The sequence below is a fragment of the Pseudomonas sp. MPC6 genome (assembly GCF_006094435.1).
Classification (GTDB): domain Bacteria; phylum Pseudomonadota; class Gammaproteobacteria; order Pseudomonadales; family Pseudomonadaceae; genus Aquipseudomonas.
The window spans coordinates 4488460-4509352 of record NZ_CP034783.1 but is presented as its reverse complement, the minus strand read 5'-3'; the positions used below and the strand labels follow the sequence as shown (position 1 = coordinate 4509352).

The 20893-nt window shown below is 54.9% G+C and carries 20 protein-coding genes and 5 pseudogenes; 6 read left to right on the top strand and 19 right to left on the bottom strand.

Annotated features, from left to right (window positions below; all coding sequences use genetic code 11):
- Window positions 1-124 precede the first annotated feature (124 nt).
- From ELQ88_RS22900 to proS, 10 genes and pseudogenes are all read right to left on the bottom strand, one after another.
- Window positions 125-703 (bottom strand): hypothetical protein, encoded by a 579-nt coding sequence (locus ELQ88_RS22900; RefSeq protein ID WP_138967958.1) that lies wholly within the window; start codon window positions 701-703, stop codon window positions 125-127.
- A gap of 421 nt (window positions 704-1124) precedes the next feature.
- Complete coding sequence (locus tag ELQ88_RS22895) at window positions 1125-1856, bottom strand: anti-sigma factor (RefSeq protein ID WP_138967956.1); 732 nt, start codon at window positions 1854-1856, stop codon at window positions 1125-1127.
- Window positions 1853-2413, bottom strand: a complete 561-nt coding sequence (locus ELQ88_RS22890) for a sigma-70 family RNA polymerase sigma factor (protein ID WP_138969567.1) — start codon at window positions 2411-2413, stop codon at window positions 1853-1855. Before ELQ88_RS22890 ends, ELQ88_RS22895 begins: the two co-directional genes overlap by 4 nt.
- Before the next feature lie 112 nt (window positions 2414-2525).
- On the bottom strand, window positions 2526-3068 hold the full coding sequence (locus ELQ88_RS22885) for a DUF3455 domain-containing protein (protein ID WP_128871861.1): 543 nt from the start codon (window positions 3066-3068) through the stop codon (window positions 2526-2528).
- Window positions 3069-3452: 384 nt separating this feature from the next.
- Window positions 3453-3767, bottom strand: coding sequence for a DUF3630 family protein (locus ELQ88_RS22880; RefSeq protein ID WP_138967954.1), 315 nt, complete (start codon window positions 3765-3767; stop codon window positions 3453-3455).
- Window positions 3767-4009 (bottom strand): cell wall-binding protein, encoded by a 243-nt coding sequence (locus tag ELQ88_RS22875; RefSeq protein ID WP_138967952.1) that lies wholly within the window; start codon window positions 4007-4009, stop codon window positions 3767-3769. Before ELQ88_RS22875 ends, ELQ88_RS22880 begins: the two co-directional genes overlap by 1 nt.
- Window positions 4010-4159: 150 nt before the next feature.
- A pseudogene (locus ELQ88_RS34180) lies at window positions 4160-5008 on the bottom strand (DUF6861 domain-containing protein); the annotation flags it as partial.
- Window positions 5009-5371: 363 nt separating this feature from the next.
- Window positions 5372-5557 (bottom strand): hypothetical protein, encoded by a 186-nt coding sequence (locus ELQ88_RS22860; protein ID WP_138967946.1) that lies wholly within the window; start codon window positions 5555-5557, stop codon window positions 5372-5374.
- Between the two features lie 138 nt (window positions 5558-5695).
- Window positions 5696-6715 carry an AraC family transcriptional regulator gene (locus ELQ88_RS22855; protein WP_138967944.1) on the bottom strand — a complete coding sequence of 340 codons (1020 nt, stop codon included), beginning with the start codon at window positions 6713-6715 and terminating at the stop codon, window positions 5696-5698.
- A gap of 204 nt (window positions 6716-6919) precedes the next feature.
- The gene (proS, locus tag ELQ88_RS22850; RefSeq protein ID WP_138967942.1) at window positions 6920-8410 is read right to left on the bottom strand and encodes a proline--tRNA ligase; all 1491 of its coding nucleotides are present in this window, start codon (window positions 8408-8410) and stop codon (window positions 6920-6922) included.
- A gap of 199 nt (window positions 8411-8609) precedes the next feature.
- Between proS and prfC the strand changes: the two are divergent.
- The 3 genes and pseudogenes from prfC to ELQ88_RS22835 form a co-directional block, all read left to right on the top strand.
- Window positions 8610-9106: pseudogene (gene prfC, locus ELQ88_RS22845) on the top strand (peptide chain release factor 3); the annotation flags it as partial.
- A gap of 834 nt (window positions 9107-9940) precedes the next feature.
- On the top strand, window positions 9941-10480 hold the full coding sequence (locus tag ELQ88_RS22840; RefSeq protein ID WP_138967940.1) for a dihydrofolate reductase family protein: 540 nt from the start codon (window positions 9941-9943) through the stop codon (window positions 10478-10480).
- Window positions 10481-10537: 57 nt separating this feature from the next.
- Window positions 10538-10729 (top strand): hypothetical protein, encoded by a 192-nt coding sequence (locus ELQ88_RS22835; RefSeq protein ID WP_138967938.1) that lies wholly within the window; start codon window positions 10538-10540, stop codon window positions 10727-10729.
- Between the two features lie 429 nt (window positions 10730-11158).
- Here ELQ88_RS22835 and ELQ88_RS22830 read toward each other — a convergent pair whose 3' ends face one another.
- A complete protein-coding gene (locus ELQ88_RS22830) occupies window positions 11159-12169 on the bottom strand; it encodes an AraC family transcriptional regulator (protein ID WP_138967936.1) in 1011 nt (336 codons plus the stop codon).
- Window positions 12170-12737: 568 nt separating this feature from the next.
- On the opposite strand from ELQ88_RS22830, the gene ELQ88_RS22820 reads away from it, so the two are divergent.
- Window positions 12738-13028 (top strand): hypothetical protein, encoded by a 291-nt coding sequence (locus ELQ88_RS22820; protein ID WP_138967934.1) that lies wholly within the window; start codon window positions 12738-12740, stop codon window positions 13026-13028.
- 132 nt (window positions 13029-13160) lie between these two features.
- Here the strand turns inward: ELQ88_RS22820 and ELQ88_RS22815 are convergent, their stop codons facing one another.
- The 4 genes and pseudogenes from ELQ88_RS22815 to ELQ88_RS22805 all read right to left on the bottom strand — a co-directional run bounded on the left by ELQ88_RS22815 (window position 13161) and on the right by ELQ88_RS22805 (window position 15089).
- The gene (locus ELQ88_RS22815) at window positions 13161-13523 is read right to left on the bottom strand and encodes a DUF6124 family protein (protein ID WP_128871850.1); all 363 of its coding nucleotides are present in this window, start codon (window positions 13521-13523) and stop codon (window positions 13161-13163) included.
- 431 nt (window positions 13524-13954) lie between these two features.
- Window positions 13955-14032, bottom strand: a pseudogene (locus ELQ88_RS34790) (hypothetical protein); the annotation flags it as partial.
- Window positions 14033-14091: 59 nt separating this feature from the next.
- Window positions 14092-14541, bottom strand: a complete 450-nt coding sequence (locus tag ELQ88_RS22810; protein WP_228761555.1) for a GNAT family N-acetyltransferase — start codon at window positions 14539-14541, stop codon at window positions 14092-14094.
- Between the two features lie 188 nt (window positions 14542-14729).
- A complete protein-coding gene (locus ELQ88_RS22805) occupies window positions 14730-15089 on the bottom strand; it encodes a DUF2834 domain-containing protein (protein ID WP_138967930.1) in 360 nt (119 codons plus the stop codon).
- Window positions 15090-15207: 118 nt separating this feature from the next.
- Here ELQ88_RS22805 and ELQ88_RS22800 point away from each other — a divergent pair, with 118 nt between their 5' ends.
- The gene (locus ELQ88_RS22800) at window positions 15208-16014 is read left to right on the top strand and encodes a helix-turn-helix domain-containing protein (RefSeq protein ID WP_228761554.1); all 807 of its coding nucleotides are present in this window, start codon (window positions 15208-15210) and stop codon (window positions 16012-16014) included.
- Between the two features lie 201 nt (window positions 16015-16215).
- Here ELQ88_RS22800 and ELQ88_RS22795 read toward each other — a convergent pair whose 3' ends face one another.
- The 4 genes and pseudogenes from ELQ88_RS22795 to ELQ88_RS22780 form a co-directional block, all read right to left on the bottom strand.
- Complete coding sequence (locus ELQ88_RS22795) at window positions 16216-17868, bottom strand: HAD family hydrolase (RefSeq protein ID WP_138967926.1); 1653 nt, start codon at window positions 17866-17868, stop codon at window positions 16216-16218.
- A gap of 74 nt (window positions 17869-17942) precedes the next feature.
- Window positions 17943-18278: a sulfatase-like hydrolase/transferase gene (locus ELQ88_RS34785; RefSeq protein ID WP_346342825.1), complete on the bottom strand. Its 336-nt coding sequence runs from the start codon at window positions 18276-18278 to the stop codon at window positions 17943-17945.
- A 688-nt stretch (window positions 18279-18966) separates the two neighbouring features.
- A pseudogene (locus ELQ88_RS22785) lies at window positions 18967-19212 on the bottom strand (hypothetical protein); the annotation flags it as partial.
- Window positions 19213-19223: 11 nt separating this feature from the next.
- A pseudogene (locus ELQ88_RS22780) lies at window positions 19224-19364 on the bottom strand (arsenate reductase ArsC); the annotation flags it as partial.
- 341 nt (window positions 19365-19705) lie between these two features.
- On the opposite strand from ELQ88_RS22780, the gene yiaY reads away from it, so the two are divergent.
- The gene (gene yiaY, locus ELQ88_RS22775; RefSeq protein ID WP_138967924.1) at window positions 19706-20854 is read left to right on the top strand and encodes an L-threonine dehydrogenase; all 1149 of its coding nucleotides are present in this window, start codon (window positions 19706-19708) and stop codon (window positions 20852-20854) included.
- Window positions 20855-20893 lie beyond the last annotated feature (39 nt).

The following is a 20893-nucleotide window of genomic DNA, read 5'->3' as shown; positions in this document are numbered from 1 at the left end:
TTTGACCGGGACCGGGGATAACCGGTCCCGGTCGGCACGGTAGGACGGATCGCCAACCAGAGTGTGCAAGCACAGTACTGTGCAGATTGTCTTCGGCGAGGCCTTCTCTGGTCAGCGCACGTTGCTAGCGTGAGGTTTTGATTTCCAGCACTTCGGTGTAGGTGGCGTCGACCGTCTGACCGACCTTGAGGTTCTTCATGCGGGCCTGGAGCTCGGGGTCCTCGACCTTGACAACCTTCACTTTTCCTTCTGGAGGAAGCAAGGTCACTTCATGCTTTTTCAAGTCAATGTGGGTGATCTTCGACGTGACCTTGACCTGACGAAACGCCTCACCGCCCGGATTAGGGTTGTCCTTGTCGGCGCGGGTAATCGCTGATTTGGTGCTGACACCTCTATCGCTATTAACATCAGTGTCGAGCGTGTAGGCAACCGAGCGGATAACATATATATCGACCTTATCACCGACCTTCAGGTTGTGCAGGGCCTTGGCCTGGTCGGTGAGCTGGATGGGTACCTGGCTTTTGTCGGGACCTTCCACAGTGACCTGATAGTTGGCCGCATCGACAGCCAGTACGTGCGTAATGATATGTCTCTCCAGAGCAGTACTGCCCAGCGGCACATCGGCTGCATGGGCCGTAAAGCTGGCGGTGGATATGAGTGAGGCGAGGGCAACAGCGGGAGCAAAAGACCTAATCGGTTTCATAGACCTGCTTTCCATGTGATGGCCGAAGGAGCAACGCAGCGAGCGCGTTGCGCCCGCGAAAGCATAGTCGGCTGCGAGGGCATCTGCCGCCCGCGCGGTTGAGTTCACTGACCGCTAGCCACTTGGTAGCCGATCGGGGGTCAAAGGAGTTGGGTGTGTCCAAGGTTGTGAAAGTGCTGTCAGTCCTGTTTATGTGGTGTATCGAACTACTACAGGTAGCTGTTGGCCATAAGCGCCCCACAGCAGTCATACAGGGCGAGTGACCACCGGTGTGCTTTCTTCACGGTTTTGCTGAAAAACGCCAACAGCAACCTGAAGTATTTCAAATTGCCTCTGAACAGTTGATTTAGCTGGGCACTCAGGTAGAGATGTGAGAGGCGAACAAGGCCGCCTCAGCGGCCTTTTCATCCAAAGCGCTCGCTCAGATCACTTTAACGGCCCGTCCAATGAACTGAATCGGTCCTGTGGGTTTCCCAGTCGGCGATCCATTGGGGTTTTCCAGAGTCAACTCAAAGAGTTGGTTGGGCTCCAGCGGCGGCAATCTATCCAAGGGGACAGAAAGCGTTTGCCCAGGTTTGACCAGTCCAAGGGATACCGGACCTTGCCAGCCATCCCCCTTGGTCCAGAACTCAAGTGCTTTGTCGGTTGGGACTTGAGCGACCCCCAACGGTATCAGCTGGATTTCTCTTGGGCTGCTGGCCTGAATGACCCAGCCGGGCGCCTGGTTCTGGGGAGCTACCAGAACGACCAGGTAGGTGGTCGGTTTCACCGGAGCTGTTTGTGTCAGCAGCATTGTTCCGAGCAACAACGCTGCGGCCAGACCTGTCCCCGCCAGCCCACGCCATAGCGGCAGAAGGTTCCACCATGAGATTGGCTGCGCGGTGGCCGTCACTCGTGATGCTCGCCGGTCAATGCCGTTCAAGCTGCGCTCGATACGCCCCCAGAGTAATGCCGTAGGTGTTTGCGGTTCAGCCAGTTCGGTCAACGCAAGCAAACGTTGTTCCCATGCATCCACAACCGCTCGCAAATCGGCGTCATGAGCAAGACGCTTTTGTACTTCGCTACGACGCGCTGCCGACAACGTGCCTAACACATACTCACTCGCCAGCTCTTCAATGTTGTCGGGGCTGTCATCCTGTGGGCTTATGGTCATCCCATGCACTCCCGCAATGCCACCAGACTGCGTTTGATCCAGGCTTTGACGGTCCCCAGCGGTGCGCCCAGTTTCTGTGAAATTTCTGAGTGCGAATAGCCGTCGACATACGCATGAAGGATGCAGTTGCGACGTGCCGGCTCCAGTTGCTCGAGGCACACATAAATACGCCCTGAACGGGCTCGATAATCGAAGGCATCCACATTCTCCAGCGATGCCTCCACGGACGCTGAATCTTGCAGTGCTGTTTCCCGTTGTTCACTTACTTGTACCTCCCTGGCGCTATCACGCATGAAGTTGAGCGCCAGATGCCGCGTTACGCTGAAAATCCAGCCACGCGCAGAGCCTCTCGCTGGATCGAAACTGGCGGCACGGGTCCAAATCTTGATAAAGACATCGTGCACGATGTCTTCGGCCAGGGCGTTATCACGAGCGATGCGCTTGGCAACACCCAAAAGACGAGCACTTTCCTGCTCATACAATTCCCGCAGTGCCTGCTGCTCGCCTCGGGCGCAAGCACTCAGGCAGGCTTCATAGTCAAAACAGGGCTCAGGCAAGGACAAGGTTTTCAGCCATCAGCAGGTGGTAAATTCCCCAGCCATAGGGCTGGGGTTGCATCGAAGAAGAGTAGACGACTTGTGCGCCGACAACCTGGACTGGGTCGTTGGCTTAGTTGGCTGCCCAAAAAATATAGTCAGCCTGATATTTCACTACTTCCCGTTTGCCTCTGTTTGCGGCGGAGCATTCGGTCATGGGCGCTACGCCCCCTTTAATGGCCACCCGCTGGATGTAACTGACACCGTTCATCGCGCCTTTACCCTCAGCAGGGTTGGCCTTGACCAACTGATAGGGGAGGTCGCCGGTGCCTGAGGGGGCAACTGCCAGTTGTGTCCCTGTGATTTTAGAGCCGTCTTTGGCTTGCCAGGTAGCGGGCGGTCCGAAGTAAGTGCCGACCTGTGTGCCGTTGCGATCATTGAGTACCGCTTTGGGGCCGACGAAAGTCCACTCAGTCTGGCCAGCGGCGTTAGCCTTGTCGCGGCACTCATACGTGATTTCGCCCGTCCCCACGGTCTCCAGCGCGATCTTGTGACCGTCCGGGACCTTGATGGTGTCGGGCAGGTCTGTTTGCGCATAGGCAGCTGGCACATTGACCAACAAGCAGGTAGCTGCAAGCGCAGTACTAACAAAGCACAGGTATCGTTTAGCGTTCATGCAAATCTCTCCAGAAAGTGGTCAGTTCAGCAGCTATGGCTACTACCTGTACTACCCGCGGGAGGGTTAACTGGATGCACCTGATTGAAAAAATAACTGTGGAGAAAGGGTTGTAGCGTTACTGTTGATCGCTTGACTGTGTGAGTGACTGCTTTTGCCGACTGTTGCCGGCCGCGAAGGGCTTGATCCGACCCTAAGCGGCCGGTGGGGACAGACAGAAACCGGCCATAAGCAGGCATTCTTACAACGTCCGCATTTTTCCTGTTTGCCTGGGTGGGAGGGGGCATGGTGTAGTTCATCATCATTCCTGCCAGATGGCTCATCCTTTGTTTTGTGCGTGTCAATTATTTATCCGTACTCAGTCCGTTTGGATTGGTTTCAAGGTTAGGACTTCTCAGCGAGTAAGGCCTTGAAGGCTGGTATATAATCGTCTCCCTGCAGACTCTTCGATTCTAGCGTAATCATTACTGGGAAATCGTCAAATGCGAGGAAGAAGTACTCGTTGTCTATTAGTACCTCCCAAATACGCACATCAGCTCCGTCAGACTTGCTGATGATCGACCCCCCAAGTAGTCCAAGAATAAACTCTGCATAATCAGGAAAACACTCCCAGTCGACACTCGATGTCAGGTTCAGACACGATCGGCCGGAGTACATTTTTTCAATTGTCAATTCACTTGGTATTATTTTGTTTTTCATCAGAATATGTCTCCACCACCAGCTCTGGTTGCGCTTTCGATGATTTGTTTGAAAGATTTTCCTTTGCTGATCAGTGTTTCAAATGTTGGGCCAATTTTATTCCCGTACTTTGCCATGTTTCGGGCATCAATAGTTTCCAGTAGGTTTGGTGGGGTGTACTCCCGATATTTTAGTTTCAGATTTGTCCTGGCCTCATGAGCATATCTTGCAATGTCTTCAAAGTTCTGGTTTTTGGCTTTCATTTTGCTTACAGAAACTTATAACTCATGTACTTCCCTTACGTAATTTTGTCTAAGTGGGGGAAGATAGCCGAAATCGCCGTCTGTGCGGAACCTGGTATTATCCCATTTCGGATGATCTATATCGGCTCTTGCCTTTGCGGGCGCTACCATGTCTGTCGGTTGCAATCCAGGCTGGGCCAAAAGTTTCTGTTCAATCTTCGCCAACCAGTTAGCCAGTTGCCTGTTCGATATTTCTGCTTGAAGCCTTGCGCTGCGCATTGCGCGAGTTTCTATACTGGCAGAGATCCCGGCCTTAATTTGCCCTCGCATCAAATAGGTTACGATGGCGGTCAATAATAATTGAACAAGTTGTTCCTGTCCGATCGCCAATTGCCTTGAGGCTTGGTCGATCATTGACTGTCTTCTGGCCTCCGAACCTCCGGTGGGATCGATCCCGCTAGGCTTGCCGTCAACAGAGTGCCAGGCAGTTACGATACCGTCCTGCAGCGTCGCTAGACAGCCGGGAAGGCCTCTATAGAAATACTCAGCGATGGCTGATAATCCCATTCCCATCAGAATGAGATTGCCGATCTGCAAGCCTACTCCGGCGCCTGCAACCGCTCCCGGTCCCGCGCCGGCCCCAAATGCTGCTGCGCCAGCAGCACCGCCAATGATTGAACCTATAGCGATGCTGCCGCCTAATATCATCGAGACTTCTTTGACCAACTGTCGTAGCACGTCAAGAACTTGATCGATTTCGATGGATGCCCAGCGTTGCTTAAGATTCATCAAGATTATGGGGTCTGCCCGGTATAGCGCCTCTCGAACAGCGTTAATCCTATCTCCACCCAGTTGACCATTGGTACGGTCAAATTGGGTGTTAACGCGTCGAGTGAAGCCGTCCCACCCATCCTGAGCGTTTTGCCAGCCCTGACTGATACCTTGATTTAGCTCGCCAAACTTGCAATCGAGGTTTCGCTCAATCTCATCCCAACTTGGGACATTGGCTAAAAGATCCATTTTTGTACATTCCCAAAGGTATAGGTATGACTGAATGGCAGCCTAAGGTATTTAAGCCCAATCACTCAAGGCTTGAGCACGCTTATCTGGAATCGTTTTCACTCTTGCGCCAGGACTGCGCATAATTTTTGTGTTCGGCGGCGCAAGTTGGAGAGGTGCATGCATGACGACCAATATGAAACCGACTGAGGCCGCAGAGCTTGGGCGTCGGACAAAAATGCCCCTGATTTCCTGGACACCTCAGCTTGGCTGCTCAATGGCCCGATTACTCGCTGATGAAGCTTTTGATGGTTTTCGATGACCGCTTTTGGCCGGTTGCGGCCCGTCGTGATAGGCAGCAATCGACCTCTAGCAGGCATCAGTTTACGGGCTACTGGTATAGATGAGCCAGGCTATGAAAGCCGCGAATAGAAAGAGCAGTATCAAGCCACCGACGGCGACTGCCCAACCCCGGGCAAAACCACTTTCTCCTTTGAAACGGCCGCCACTCATCAAGCCCAGCACGTAAACGCCAATGCGATGAACTACCACATCCAAGATGAAGTCCATTTGATCCTCGTGTCTCCTTGTCGGATTTTCCAGGCGCATCCGAATGACTGCTTCTGGCTGTGGATTCAACCGGTCGACACAACAGATTGGCTAAATCGTTCAGCGGGCGTTTCGTTATTTAGTGTTTTTCGAAGGCGGCTATTTAGCCGCCTTGCTCTCTTGATAGGACGCGACCCAATTCGAAGGTGTCTTGCCAAACTGGCTGCGGAACCAGCGTGAAAAATCGCCGGCCGAGGAAAAGCCGAGCAGTTCGGCCACCTCATATAATCGGCGTTTGCTGTTGGCCAGATACTCTTCGGCGAGTTCAGCCCGTACAGCGTTGATGATCGTGGTGACACTCTCACCCTCAGTGGCCAGGTGGCGGTTGAGGGTGCGTCGATGCATGCCAAGATGCTGGGCAACCGCATCGACAGAACACAGTCCGCTTGGCAGCAGCATCTTGACGATCTGTCGTACCTGCTGCGCCGGCTCGTCGGGCAGGTTAGCCAATTGCATGTCCAGCGATCGCTTCACTTCGCGATGCAGCGCCGGGTCCGCCTCAGGTATGGCCATATCCAGGTCGCGCCCGCGGCACAGGATGGCATTGAATTCCTGAGAGAACTCGATCGCGGTTCCCAACACACGGTGGTGTACTTCAAGGCTGGAGGGGGGCTCGTAAGTAAAACTGATCCTGACCGGCCGGAAGGTATAGCCGCTCAGGATGCACAAGGTGCGCAGGATAATGCCGGTTGCCTGTTCAATCGCCTGGCGCCAGACGCCATGATGGCCCTGCATGTTCACACCCACATGCAGCAGGGTCAGATCGCCTGCATCCTCAAGCCACAATTGCACACCGGCGTTATGCAGTCGCGTATAGCGAAAGCAGGATTGCAAGGCGGCGCGCAGGGTTGGCTCTTCGCGGATAAGCAGCGCCAGCATGCCAAAGTTGGAAAGGTGTCGCTTTTCGGCGAGCAGCAGGCCGAAAGCCTCCTGGCCGGACAATCGGGCTGACTCTTCCAGCAGCCACCCGACCGAATCGCTACTGATCATGATATTCGGATCGTCGAGGGCGCCGGCCGGCAGCTTGGCCATCCGCAGCATACGAAAAGGATCGAGCCCCACTGAACGGGCAATCTGCTCATAGTCGGTAAGGCTGGCACTGCGCGTCAGGGTATACATGATTTCCCTCGTGTCCCAACTTCGCACGATTGTGTCCTGGGAAGCTTAGGGCAGGATGCGCCGTCAGAGCTACCTTCAGGCTTCTGAAAACAGGGAGCGGAATGTAATGGATACGTGCTGAGCCAGCTGCGGTTCAACAGCACGGCCCTTGGTCATGGGGATGCTCACGCGCCCCTGGCAAACGGGGCTGGTGGTGATCAAGGATCAATATGACTTCGCATATAGGGCCCAGGATTGGGTGGGCTGACCTGTAAACAAACAGGTGGCTGCTACCTTGGGTTGAGCGAGTGGAATGCATCGAACTGTTACACCCAGTTCGCTGATGGCTTTCTCAACTTTCTCGTCATCGCTGAAGGGGGCGAGAACGAATGTGTTGAGTTTGTCTTTGCGTTTGAAAGCTTGTCTGAAGTTGTCAAGTGTAGTAATTGTTTCGGTGTTGTCCGACAGCTTTTTTCTGGCACTTTCAAGCATGCCTGTCTGAATAGTCTGCAGGATTTTTGGCAGGTTTTTAACAAAGCTAATTATCTCAACGTTTAACGTGTTCTTGCTGTTGTCTCTGCAGGAATAAGAAACCATGTTCTGCTCCAGTTCCTTTATCCCGACCTCGACCCGAACAGGCACTCCGCGCTTGATGTGATACCACTTTTTTTCGCCGCCATTCATGTCCCGCTTATCAACGTTTACACGCAGATTTTGTCCCTTCAGTTTTTTTCGGGAGATCTGCTTCTGCAACTTGTCGCAGTAAGCATGAATGGCTTCGGCATCCTGTTCACTGCGTACGATCGGAACAATGATGACCTGCGTCGGTGCCACTAGCGGTGGAATCACCAGTCCGTCGTCATCGCCATGGGCCATGATCATGGCACCAATCAGACGCGTGGAAACGCCCCATGAAGTGGTCCAGGCCAGCTCTTTTACCCCTTCCTTGTTCACAAAGCGGATGTCTGACGCCTGGGCGAAGTTCTGTCCCAGAAAGTGTGAAGTTCCCGCCTGCAAGGCCTTTCCGTCCTGCATCATCGCCTCGATGGTGTAGGTACTGACAGCGCCCGGGAAACGTTCCCATGAGCACTTTTCGCCTTTTATTACTGGTATGGCCAGATGCTCGACAGCAAACCGCTCATAGATATCCAACATCTTCATCGTCTCGTCCAAGGCCTCTTCACTGGAGCCGTGAACGGTGTGGCCCTCCTGCCACAGGAACTCTGACGTGCGCAGGAAGATCCTGGGACGCATTTCCCAGCGCAGGACGTTGGCCCACTGATTGATGAGTAGCGGCAGATCCCGATAACTTTGCACCCAGCGTGAAAAGGAGGCTCCGATCACCGTTTCGCTGGTAGGCCTTATGATCAAAGGCTCTTCCAGTTCACCTGCGGGAGTGAGTTTTCCATCTGCAGTCTGTTCCAGACGGTGATGGGTTACGACTGCGCACTCTTTGGCAAAACCATCGACATGTTCTGCTTCTTTTTGAAGAAAGGATAATGGGATCAAAAGCGGAAAATATGCATTCACATGGCCTGTATCCTTGAATTTTTGGTCAAGCTCTCGTTGAATCTGCTCCCATATGCCATAGCCCCAAGGGCGGATGACCATGCAGCCTCTAACAGGAGATTTTTCAGCCAATTCAGACTGACAGATGACTTGTTGATACCATTCAGAAAAATTTTCACTTCTTGTAGGTGATATTGCGTTTTTCATAGTACCCCGGAGTGTAAAGACATTGTGTGATTTTGAGATTGATGTTGTGTAGGTGTATGTATATTTTTTGAGGCTTGAAATTTCAAGAACTTATGATTTTTATTTGATCTTTCGGAAATTTCCTTCAGACAAATCTGGCTTTTTTGTAAGGCTGTTTCATTTTCTTTGCGCGACACTTGAGTCTCATTGAACGTTGCTTGGCGACATCATCGGCCTGCCCAACCACGGCACCATCCAGATCGGCGACACCTACACCGAAGGCGAAGTCCTGGCCTTCACCGGCATCCCGCACTTCGCCCCGGAACTGTTCCGTCGTGTGCGCCTGCGTGATCCGCTCAAGTCCAAGCAACTGCGCCAGGGCCTGCAGCAACTGGCGGAAGAGGGCGCGACCCAGGTGTTCTTCCCCGAGCGCAGCAACGACATCATCCTCGGTGCCGTCGGTGTGCTGAAGTTCGATGTGGTCGCCAGCCGCCTGAAAGAGGAATACAAGGTCGAGTGCTCCTACGAGCCGATCACCGTGTATTCCGCGCGCTGGATCGATTGCGGCGACAAGAAGAAGCTCGAAGAATTCCGGGTCAAGGCCGTGGAAAACCTCGCGCTCACCTGACCTACCTGGCCCCGACCCGGGTCAACCTGGCGCTGATGGAAGAGCGCTGGCCGGACGTGATATTCCGCGCGCCCCGTGAGCATCATTAAGCGCTGACCAGAAACACCAAAAGCCCCGTTGCGAAAGCTGCGGTTTTTTTTTGGTGCGCCAGGCATGGCGCGTTGCGCGCAAGCGCAACCACTTGGAGGTGAAAGTCCTCTACACACCCGGCAAGGGGAAGTGTTAGCCAGAGGCAAGGGTGTCGCGGGCGAATGCGAATCTGAAGGAAGCCCGAGGCAAAATGCTGACCTGACGAACAGGAAGCTGTGAAGCCGCCTCCTACTCGATGCTTGGTTTTGTAGCTGTTTGAAATAGCTTAATTGTAGCTGCCGGCTCCATACTAAATTTTTCCATCCGGATGCCACGTCATAACAATAAATACTGAATTCAGGTATCAAGTTGTGCCAGTAAGAAAATTCTTACAGAAAACGTGAGGATTAGGGTATGAAACTTCCTGTATTCATGAATGGTGCTTGAAATGTTCCCTGGTTTTATTGCTTGAAGAAAACTGCTTGATATAGGGTGAGTTATTAGAAGTTGCTGTGCTATTTGATGACAGGCTCATGTCTTTGGCCATCAGGGTCGGCAGTACATCGCCCTTGTCAGGAAGACACAGAATGGCGCTTTGGAACATCGTGCCCACGCGGTTCGAAATAGAAGATCGGATAACCCACAACATGGGCAATCAGGGAGGACACGCCCATATTCACCTCAATGAATAAAGTCTTCCATAAGACTGAATATTCACCTATTCCACGGCATCAGGACGGCGTTCACTCGAGCAGAGTGGGAGGCCGCCGGTACCTTGAGGCAGCGCTTCCACGACGTCGACATCTCCAGCGTCCTCGGGTCATTTCCCTCCTGCATGATTACAAGGAAAACACATGTCGACTCTGGTCTATTACGTAGCTGCCACGCTGGATGGTTATATTGCCACTCAACAACACAAACTGGATTGGCTGGAGAACTTTGCGCTGGGGGATGACGCAACGGCCTATGATGATTTCTATCAGACGGTCGGAGCAGTGGTCATGGGGTCACAGACCTATGAGTGGATCATGTCGAACGCTCCCGATTACTGGCCCTACCAGGATGTCCCCGCCTTTGTCATGAGCAACCGGAGTCTGTCAGCCCCCGCCAATTCGGATATCACCTTCGTACTCGGTGATGCCGGGGCCATCGCGGCGAGGGCCAGGCAGGCGGCGAAGGGCAAGAATGTCTGGCTGGTCGGTGGCGGCAAAACGGCAGCCTGTTTTGCCGACGCCGGGGAATTGCAGCAGCTGTTCATTACCACCATTCCAATCTTTATCGGCATCGGCGTTCCCGTACTGCCCGTTGACCGCGCACTTGAAGTCGTTCTCAGAAAACATCGTACGCTGCAGAGCGGTGCCATGGAATGCGTACTGGACGTGAAAACGGACTAACGTCCGTAAGTCGATCCTGTATCGAAACTCGCAGCGTCGGAACCCAAGGAAAAACCAGTGAAGCGTTTGGTATTGGGTTTATGTTTGCTGGCCGTTGTCGCTCTGGCCAGTGTTCATGGAATAGGGATGGTGAAATCCACCGTCCTGACAGCCGCCGATGCTCACGATATCGGCTATCTGAATGTAAGAAATAACTTAGGTGTCATCGCCCCCGCCCCGCACCCCACCGCGTCACCACGCCAGGCCTGATCGCAGGCCCGCTGAACCGGTGGCGGTCAGCGGGCTTTGTTGTGGGTGCGCCAGGCATGGCGCGTAGCGCCGCGACTGGCGCTGTCTCCCTCGGAGAAATTTCTGCTTTTAGACATTCGACGAGACTCTGGCGCCTACTGGCGGCGTTCGGCCCTTGGTGGCGCGGTTACCCGTCACTTACTACGGCCTCGGCTGACTTCTGCACGTTCATCCCGTCACCTCGCGGCGCTCGGTAGCACAATGGCAAACGGGCAGATCTCCCAGGGTAATTCGCGCGACCTTCCTGTTTATGCCTGTCGGATATACGTCACAGCGTTCCGTGCAAGTATTGGGCTTTGACGATTTGGGCCGTCTTACCCCACTGCGCCGCCTCTATCCGCTTTTCGTACGTACGGTGGTGTGAGAGGACAGCGGCTGTGAAGCCGCCTCCTACTCGATGTACTGTTTCTGCGCGCTACGCCACGCCGCCGGTGGCATGCCGAACTGGTTGACGAACCAGCGGGTAAAGGAGCTGGCCATGGAGAAGCCGAACATGTCGGCGATGCGGCTCATCGAGTTGTTCGGGTTCTCCAGATAGCGCAGCGCCAGGTCGCGGCGCACGTCATTGATCAGGTCGTTGAAGACACCGCCGTCGTCCTGCAGGCGGCGTTGAAAGGTGCGCACGTTCATGCCCTGCGACAGGGCGATCTGCTCGAGGGTGGCGCGCCCCATGGGCAACAACAGGTAGATGGCCTTGCGCACCTCGTACAGCATCGAGGTGCTGTCATCGCGCTGCAACGAATCGATGTAGTCCTGGGCATGACGGGCCATGGCCGGGTCGGCATTGGGATTGATCATATCGAAACTGGCGTCGGAGCAAACAATGCCGTTGAACTCGCTGCCGAATTCCAGATTGCAGCCGAACAGGCGCCGATGCAGGTGCAGGCTGTCTGGCGCCTGGTGCATGAAGTTGACGCCGTAGGGGCGCCACTTCGAGCCGAGCAGTGTCGAGCACAAGCGGAACAGCGCGCCAATGACCAGCTCCGTGGCCTGGCGATTGGGCAGCAAGGATTCGGTGACCATCTCTGCACGAATGATCACCACCCGGCCGGCCTCTTCAACGAAGATTCCCAAGGAATCGTTCATCAGATGACGGTAGCGCTCCATCACCTGCAAGGTGTCGCGCAGGGTGCGCTGCTGGCTGAGCAGCAGGCTGACGACACCGAAGTCCGAAAGCTGGCGTGACTCGGCCATGCGCAGGCCTAAGGTCTGACAACCGCTGGCAGCGGCCGAATCTTCCAGCAGGCGCACGGCGGCATCAATCGGAATGCGATAGTCCGGGCTTTGCAGTTGAGCCTTGTTCAGGCCAGCAACTGCCAGCACGTCACGCGGGTTCAATCCCAGGTCCTGGGTGACTTCCAGGTATTTGGTCAAGACGGCGGCGCGAACAAGCTTGGGCATGCGCAGGATCTCCCTCGGCCGATGGCGGCGTTTCTTTTTCATCGAAGATGTAGTGAGCGAGAAGACGGCGCTCGTGGAAGTACTGCTGGCGCGAGCAATCTTCAACCCTGATCTGGCGTATTGCAGAGCAGGAAGCTCGGGCTCATTTTAGGGAGCACAAGCGCGGCGCTATGGGCATGGTGGGACAATTTCTTAGCATGTTGGGACATTGCCAGCGACCTGAAGCCGGCGGCGGCAGAAGCAGTTCCACAGGCAGTACTTGAGCAGGGCGTTATCCGCATAAGGGGGCAAACGGAATGCAGGGCAGGGATTCGCCATCGATGACGGCGGTGTCGACGTTTTCGTAGAGCAGAGATATCTCCATTGATTGTTGTTCTGATCGAAAATGTACGCGCACAGGATTTTCTTCGGCGGCAGAAAACGGCTACTGCGGCCGGTGGTCGTTGCATTTCGCTCGTCGCCGGCGTGTGGCTAAGCTTAATGAATCGGGGTGAATTGAAACTTGGGTGAGAGCGGCCATCAGCGGATCTGGATCGGCATCGAGACGCTGCTCTCAAAGGAGACGACTATGTATGCGGTGATAAGAACCTACTTGGGTACTGGAGCAAGGCGGCTTTTCGAGCGTTTGGAAGAGCGCAAAACCGACGTCGAAACTGCCCTGCGGACTGTGCCCGGCCTCGTCAGCTACACACTGCTGAATACGGGTGATGGTGGTACGGCGGTGACTGTTTGCACGGACAAGGCCGGCAGCGATGCGAGCTTGAAAGTCGCACGTGAGTGGATTCAGAAAAATGCGTCAGATATCCACGCGGAGCCGCCGATCGTTACGGAAGGTCCGGTTGTTGTGCAGATCAATTGAGGGGTGGATCTGTTTGTTTTGCCAATTAAGGGGACCAATTAAGGCGACGGATCTATTTGTTTTACTTCGCTGAAATGCGGTCCCCAATAAAGAAGAGACCGCTGCATAGCCCGCATCGCGGACGCGCTTGCCTCAGGCGGGTGGGTCGATCTGATCCAGCATCCGGTTCGCCGTGATTTCCGCGAGCATGATGCTGTTGGAAATGCCCAGCAGGGCATTGCGCGATCCGCCGTCCAGATGATCTACCAGGTGATGAACCATCACGTCGACCGAGGCTAGCGTCTCGACCAGATAGACCGCGAGGGTTTCGGTCGTGGCGTGCGGGTCGACGGTGAACAGGGTGCTGGGCGTGCGTGGGGTGGCTTTGATGTCGGCTGTCGAGGGGCCGTGGGAGTCGAGGGCGCGTTCGGGGACTTCGTTGGGTTTGTTTGAATCGGGGCTTTCGTAGAGAGATGCCGGATCGGCTTCTGGCGGATTGGGTGAAGGCTTAATCATCTTTGTACGCTCCAAAACATGGAGCCGTCACCAAGTCGCTGCTAAACGAATGGTGGCAGCTGTGTGCAGGTTAGCAGACCGGCGGAGACGATTCCGGCGCGCCCGAGGGCGCCCTGCGCACAGCTACCATAAAGTGCAGGCATGAAATGACCTGACTGCAGGATGCAAATGCGCTTCGTCACGACGGGCTGCTAAACCCGATCACTGATGGGCAGTGACGGGAATCAAGTTACCGAGCGGGGCGGGGGCGCACAAGCCGGCGGATTCTGGCGTACCCGTAGGCAACGGCGCAAGGTTTTGTAGCTTTCAGGACGTAAGCCGTAGGACGCTTAAACATGCGCCTTTCGTGGATGTTTAATTTGCTTGATCGAACAACGCGACGTCATGACCAACCTTGGTGTTTGAACTCCAGTAACGAAGTAACGCCAGGCGAGTTCATCGGCGAAAACGTCGACTACACGCACTGGATTGGTATCGCTAACGTAGTCGTCGAGGCTTTCGGGAACCAAAGTGCTCTGGCCACGATGTTCACCTCAGATGAAGCGCTTCGTAGATGAGTTCGCCCTGGTTACGTGGCATCGACTAATGACTTTACATGAGTAGCAAACTCATCCTTTATCTCTAGGAACCCGCAGCTAAGGTAAAATGCGGCTCCCTCCGGTGTATCCGTGGACAGGCGTACGACACGGAATCGTTGAGCCGCATATTCCAAAAGCTGCTGCACCAGGACTTTACCCACATTCTGACCCCTTGATGCACGCGCGACGTATACCCTCCGTAGCCTCCCGATGTCCGATCCAGCACGTGGATCATATGAAAGACCACCGATGGCGATCAGTTGCCCGTTGCGGAAGGCTCCAAAAAGGCATTCACCTGGTTGATCGAATCGATTTGACCCGCTTTTCCAATCTGCAACCAAGCGCGTGAGAAACCTCAAACCTTCTGTAACTGCTTCCGCTTCAAGTACCAGGATTTCCGGAGGAAGCGCTGAGATCTGACGTATCGCCAGTTCGCCCATTGTCGTAACCACTAGATATCCCCGTGTTCGTTTTGGCACCCTGACTCGCCTCCCGACGCAGCGGGCGAGTGAGATTACGGAGTTGCTGCCGCATCGATGGGCGCCCATTCAATCACGTAAGGCGTGTTGGCAGGACACCTGGAAACAAAGGAATTGCCAAACGCCAACGGACTTCCTCCTCATTCCTGTTAGTCGAGATTGCGCGAAATATTGATGCTGTAACCGGTGGTATCCGTAGGCAGCTTCTTCTTGGCGAATCCGTTGATAACGAGGTAAAGCAATGGGCCAATCGATACGAAGACTGCCGTTATCAGAAAGTAAGGCACAAGAGAGACCGCAGATCGGTCTTTGGAACGAGCGTCCCGATACATCCAGATGCAGGCGATGACGCCGAGCAGGTAAAGGTCAATAACTACTTGGGCAGTGTCCGGGCTGGATATTAACTCCAGGCCGAAGTCGATGAGCGATTGATCGGAAACGAGCATGGTACCCGCCGTATACGAGGAAAAAATCACCAATGTGGCGAGTGAGAGGTAGGGTCTTTTCATTTGTCCTCCTTGAGCAAGAAGCGATGATCAACGCTGACAAGGTAGTGATATTGTCACGACGAGATCAATGACCTCACAGGTCATGGACTCAGCCAATTCGCGCCGTCAGAGTCGAACAATGAGCCCCCGACCTTTTCCTCGAACGACACCCTCCATCACTGCAAGTGAGCAGTTGCGTCAACTGCGACGTCAGGCAAAATTGAGCCAACTCGACCTCGCCTTGATGTCAGGTATTTCTCAGCGCCACCTCAGCTGCATCGAGACAGGACGCGCCAAGCCAAGCCCTGGCACGCTGCATAACCTACTCATGGCACTCGATGCGCCTCTAGAGCACTGCAACAGTGTCTTTCTCGCCAGTGGTTATGCACCGCGCTACGAAGCAACACCTCTAACCTCGCCAGGCATGGAGGCTGTTCGTGATGCTATAACTCACCTGCTTCATGCCAACAACCCCGCACCAGCGATTGTCTTGGGGAGTCAGTGGGAAATATTGGCAGCCAATGCAAGCACTGGAGTGCTGTTCGATCTGGTCGGCCTGAGTGCCGATGCGGCAGAAGGCCTAAATCTGTTGGTAACGCTGCTGGAGCCTGGAGGGTTGGGCGATCATCTTAACAATGTCGAGGAAATCAGATTGATTGCTTGGCAAAGGGCAGCGAGAGAGGCCTTGAGCAACCCGGGGCTCGCTACGCTTCTGAAAAGCCTCCCCACGCCTCAAGAGGCTTCCACGTTGACAAACGAACTGCCTCCGTTGGTGCTGACGCGGCTCGACTCGAGGCACGGGGAACTGAAATTCATGTCAACTTTTACAACATTTGGCATGCCTCTCGACATTACGATGGAGTCGCTGCGTATCGAGCATCTGATTCCTGCCGACGCGAAAACCTGGGAAGTCATGGCCCGAGCCTATGGACAATTGAAATGCTGATGCGGTCGATAGCTGGCCTTCGAGAGAGGCCGCTTTCGACCCAAAGCTGACGGTGGAGACAGGTTGAATCCACAGCCAAAAGCAGTCATTCAGATGTGTCTACGAATTTGAGGGCTATTCAATCACTCATGCCCGGTTTCCCAGAGAAGTAACGACCCGTGGTGGATTCCTGGCAGGTAGCTACGGCTACCTTTTAGCGTTTTAAAGTTTCAGATCCCATGCTTTGAGTTTTTTTGCAGCGGTACCGAAAGGTCCCAACTGATAGACCGCTGCGCCAGCGGGCGAGAAAACAAATGACTGGAACGGCTCTGCATTCATCTTGTCGAGATAGTCGCGAGGTGCAACGCCTGTGCTCACATGGGGATTGAAATTCTCGCCAGACATCTTCGGGACGAATGTTGATACGTATTGGATGAGCGCCGCGTCACTGGCGGGATCGTCGTGTGTAGCAGTAAAAGCACCGATAGGGCCGGATTCAACCGTGAAAGGCTCCACGGCGGCAATGATGTCCGCTTGCAGCTTGATGATTTCTGGCGTCGGTCTTGCGCAAATTCCGGCGACCCCGAGCGCTCCAGCGGGAGCGTAGTAGTATTTGAACGCCTCCAGCTTCATGGCTTTGACGTTGGCGCCAACCAGAACCCTCTCCGCAGCGGCATAGACCTTGTCAAGGTCCTCAGTACGGACGAAGCGCTGAGTCAGCGTGATATGTGGACGGTGTTCGGCATCCAGGGCGAAACCTTTCGGGAACACTGCGAGCAGGCGGGCGTTATTGGCGTCGGAGTACTTGAACATCTTGCTGTCCGGCTCAAGGAGGATGTCGATTGCTGTGACCTCGGACTGCGCGGCTGGGAAAACGGTTTTCCAATCACTCTTCATACTGACAACGGTCCACCCGCTCTTTTTCGCCTGTTCATCCAGTGCGGGTGGGAAAGCACCCAGTTTGACGTCTGGCAATCCACGAGCCGGACCATAGGCAAATTCGCGTTGTGCATCATCGTGCAGCACCAGCAGTTCGAATCGCAAACCACTGCCACCTTGTGTGTACTCCAACATTTCTTTGTCACCGCGAGAGTTACCAAAAGCGGCGATCGGGCGGCGGCCAATGTGTTGATTGATACCAACCGGCTTGTCGCTCTTGTCATCCATGAAGTTGAGTTCCGGTAGGCGCACGAGTACGGGCTTACCATCGCGCAGCTCAAATTTCGTTTTGACGCTGCTGCCAATGACCTGATCGGGCGGGATACCGTAAACCTGCTCGGCCCACGGCCGCATGAACTCGATGCCGCCACCGGAGACGATGAAGGTCCTGAAGCCATTCCCTCGCAAGTAGTCGAGCAGTTCGAGCATGGGTTGATAGGTCATTTCGGTAAAGCGCTTGCCGGTTTTCGGATTTTTCGCCGTCGCGATCCAGTCCTTGACGATCTGCTCGAACTCCATCGTGGTCATCCCCGTGTGGGTGGCCATGAATATCTCAAGCAGCGCGTGCTCGCCCCCCGCCATAGCCGCTTTCAAGTCACCCTTGAGCAGCGATGCGAACGGTTCCTGAGTCTTCCACTCAGGATGTTGATTGCTAAGCGCCTTTACTTGATCAAGCGCAAAGTACAGCTGAACGGGAAGGGGCTGTTCGCTCCAGAGCGTGCCGTCATTATCGAACGTGGCAATGCGTTCCGGCACCGGCACAAAGTCCGGGGAGTCGGGCTTGGTGACTTTATCGACAAAAGTGACAATGGCCTGCTTGGCTTTGCCATCGTTCCAGGAGGGAAGCGGATCAGCGGACTGTGCGCCGATTGCGGTAAACGCCAGTACACAAGCCAATAGGGCGGCCAGGACCGTTTGTATACGCATAGTCTTCATGAATGCGGCTCTCAATAATAGAAGCCGCACCCAGTGAAACGGGTGCGGCTTAGGGTGTCATTGCGTAGACATCATTATTGTTTTTCCGTCGACATATCTTCGATCTGCTTCTGCATCTTCGTCAGGTTGAACGAGCCTGGCGTCTGACTCGGTGGGTAGTCAGGTAGGCCAACCTTGGTCATTCCGTTGCGGATGGGGACGGAGCCACCGATGAAGGCCGCACGTCCGGCGGTGCAGCTTTGCTGGGCATAGTAGTCGGTGAAGCCCAAGCCTACTTTGGCGATACGGTCGATGTTAGGCGTCTGGTAACCCATCATCCCGCGGTTGTTATAGCTGATATTTTCTATGCCAATGTCATCCCCCCAAATGACGAGGATGTTGGGTTGACTGGATTGCGCAAAGGCTGTGATCGACGAAAAAAAATACTGGAGGCGGCGAGCAGCATTACGGTTCGTTTCATGGCGATTTCTCCAAAAGAGCAATTGCACTGAGTACGCTGATTTTTCGTAAATTGTTGCGGCGTAGAATGTGCGTAGTACCGTTGAGTCAACTTTATTTTTCGACATCGCCGGGTTGCCAGTCACATGGATTGCTGCTCAGCCAAGCCATGTAACAGTAGTAGGTAAAAGCAACATCTGTGGTTGCCGATCCTTCCCTCTATTGGCTAGAGGGCTACGGCTTTTCCTGCTGGATCCGGGCAACGTTTTTCAATCTCGCTTGAGTTTTCACGCTGCCGTTACAGACCGAACTGATTTAAATCAACTAACCGGCTTATATGCGATTAAGAGGCTTCGTGCTTCGCGCTGTATGGGCGCTCTGAATGATCACAGCCGATAGCTGCCCTTGGTGAGAGGTAGAAAACGACCCATTGCAACCCTTCGAGTATTCAGTATCCGCTGATGAGGTTAATGAGGCCGACAAGCCAAAACCAATACGTTGTGCCAATATTGAATCGGGACGCACGATTATAAAAAAAGGAATAAAAATGGCTGAAATCATCATGCTCAACTACAACATGGTCAGCGCGCACCAGGTTCCGGTATGCGAACCTGACAGCGCCACCGGCCTTTACTGACTGCTTGCTCTGGAGAGCGTGCCGACCCGGTCGTAGTACGCCGAGGGCTTCATCCGGTCAGCCTCGTCGAATTCCATGTAGGCCTTGGGCACCGACGATTGATTGGGGATGGTGACCATGCGCATCCAACGACCCAACACCCGCTCTGCGCCAAAGTGTTGCAAAAGGCGCGCGGCTTCTTCCACCAGCAGGCGGCTGAACGAACGCTCTCGGGTCGAGCCGTAGAGCAGCAGGATGCGCGGCTTGTGTTCACTTGGGCGGGATGCGATCTGCGGCTGAGCATGCTGCGCGGCAGCACTTGCCCCTTGGGAAAGCTCCCGGCGCTCACCGCTTCGAATCCTGGCGGCGCCAGGTGATTGAACGCGGCTTCGGAAAGAATGCTGCGGCAGCTATTGGCCGTGCACATGAACAGGATTCGCATGGAGGACTCCTTTGTGGGTCGGCAGCAAGCAGCGTCGCGAACGGGACGTCCGTCCGCGCCAACGTTGTCGGGGCACACAGTACTAAAGGAGGAGCCAATGAACGCTAAAGGAGCCTTCCAGTCTGGCGCCATGGGGTTAGGCTCGATCCCATGGTCAAAAGATACCGGCTGCGAAGGCCCATTCACCTCTGCATCTTAACCACGGTCTGCCTGAACACTTGATGCAGCACTGCCCCCGCTGAACATCGTCAATGATGACAATCAAACGAGCCTCCCAGCCTGCGATATGAGCAGAAGACCTCACCGGATTTCCGGGTTTCCAGAATAAAAGAGGATTTATCATGAGCAGCACCTTCTTCATTCCATCCGTGAACATGATGGGCATTGGCAGCCTCGACGAAGCAATGCTCGCCATCCGCAAATATGGTTTCCGTAAAGCCCTGATCGTCACTGATGCAGGCCTGGCCAAAGCCGGCGTGGCCGCCAAGGTGGCCAGCCTGCTGGCCCAGCAGGACATCAACTCCACCCTGTTTGATGGCGCCAAACCGAATCCGACGGTCAGCAATGTCGAGAAGGGTCTTGAACTGCTGGGTCGCAGCGACTGTGATTTCATTATTTCCCTGGGCGGCGGTTCACCCCATGACTGTGCCAAGGGCATTGCCCTGTGCGCCGCCAACGGCGGGCACATCAGTGATTACGAAGGCGTGGATCAATCCGCCAAGCCACAGATGCCGTTGATCGCGATCAATACCACCGCCGGCACGGCGAGTGAAATGACCCGTTTCTGCATCATTACCGACGAAGTGCGGCACGTGAAAATGGCCATCGTCGACCGTAACGTCACCCCATTGTTGTCGGTCAACGATCCTTCGCTGATGGCAGGCATGCCCAAGGGCCTGACCGCGGCCACCGGTATGGACGCGCTGACCCACGCGATCGAAGCCTACGTGTCGACGGCGGCAACGCCGATCACCGATGCCTGTGCACTCAAGGCCGTGGAGTTGATCTCGGCCAACCTGCGCACTGCCGTTGCCCAGGGTGACGACATGAGCGCCAGGGAAAACATGGCCTACGCGCAGTTTCTGGCCGGCATGGCCTTCAACAATGCTTCGCTGGGCTACGTCCACGCCATGGCGCACCAACTGGGCGGGTTCTACGACCTGCCTCACGGCGTGTGTAATGCGATCCTGCTGCCCCATGTCGCCAGCTTCAACGCCAGCGTATGCCCGGCCCGGTTCAAAGACATCGCTAACGCAATGGGGGTCGACACCCAGCATCTGGATGCGGAAACAGGCGCCGCCGCGGCCATCGCCGCCATCCGTAAACTGTCGTTGGATGTCGGTATCCCGAGCGGCCTCGCCGAACTGGGCGCCAAGGCCGACGATATCCCGATCCTGGCCACCAATGCGATGAAGGATGCCTGCGGCTTTACCAATCCGCGTCCCGCCAATCAGGACCAGATCGAGCAGATTTTCCATACCGCGATGTAACCGAGGTGCAGTGACGCCCGCCAGACAAAAAAGCCCCGC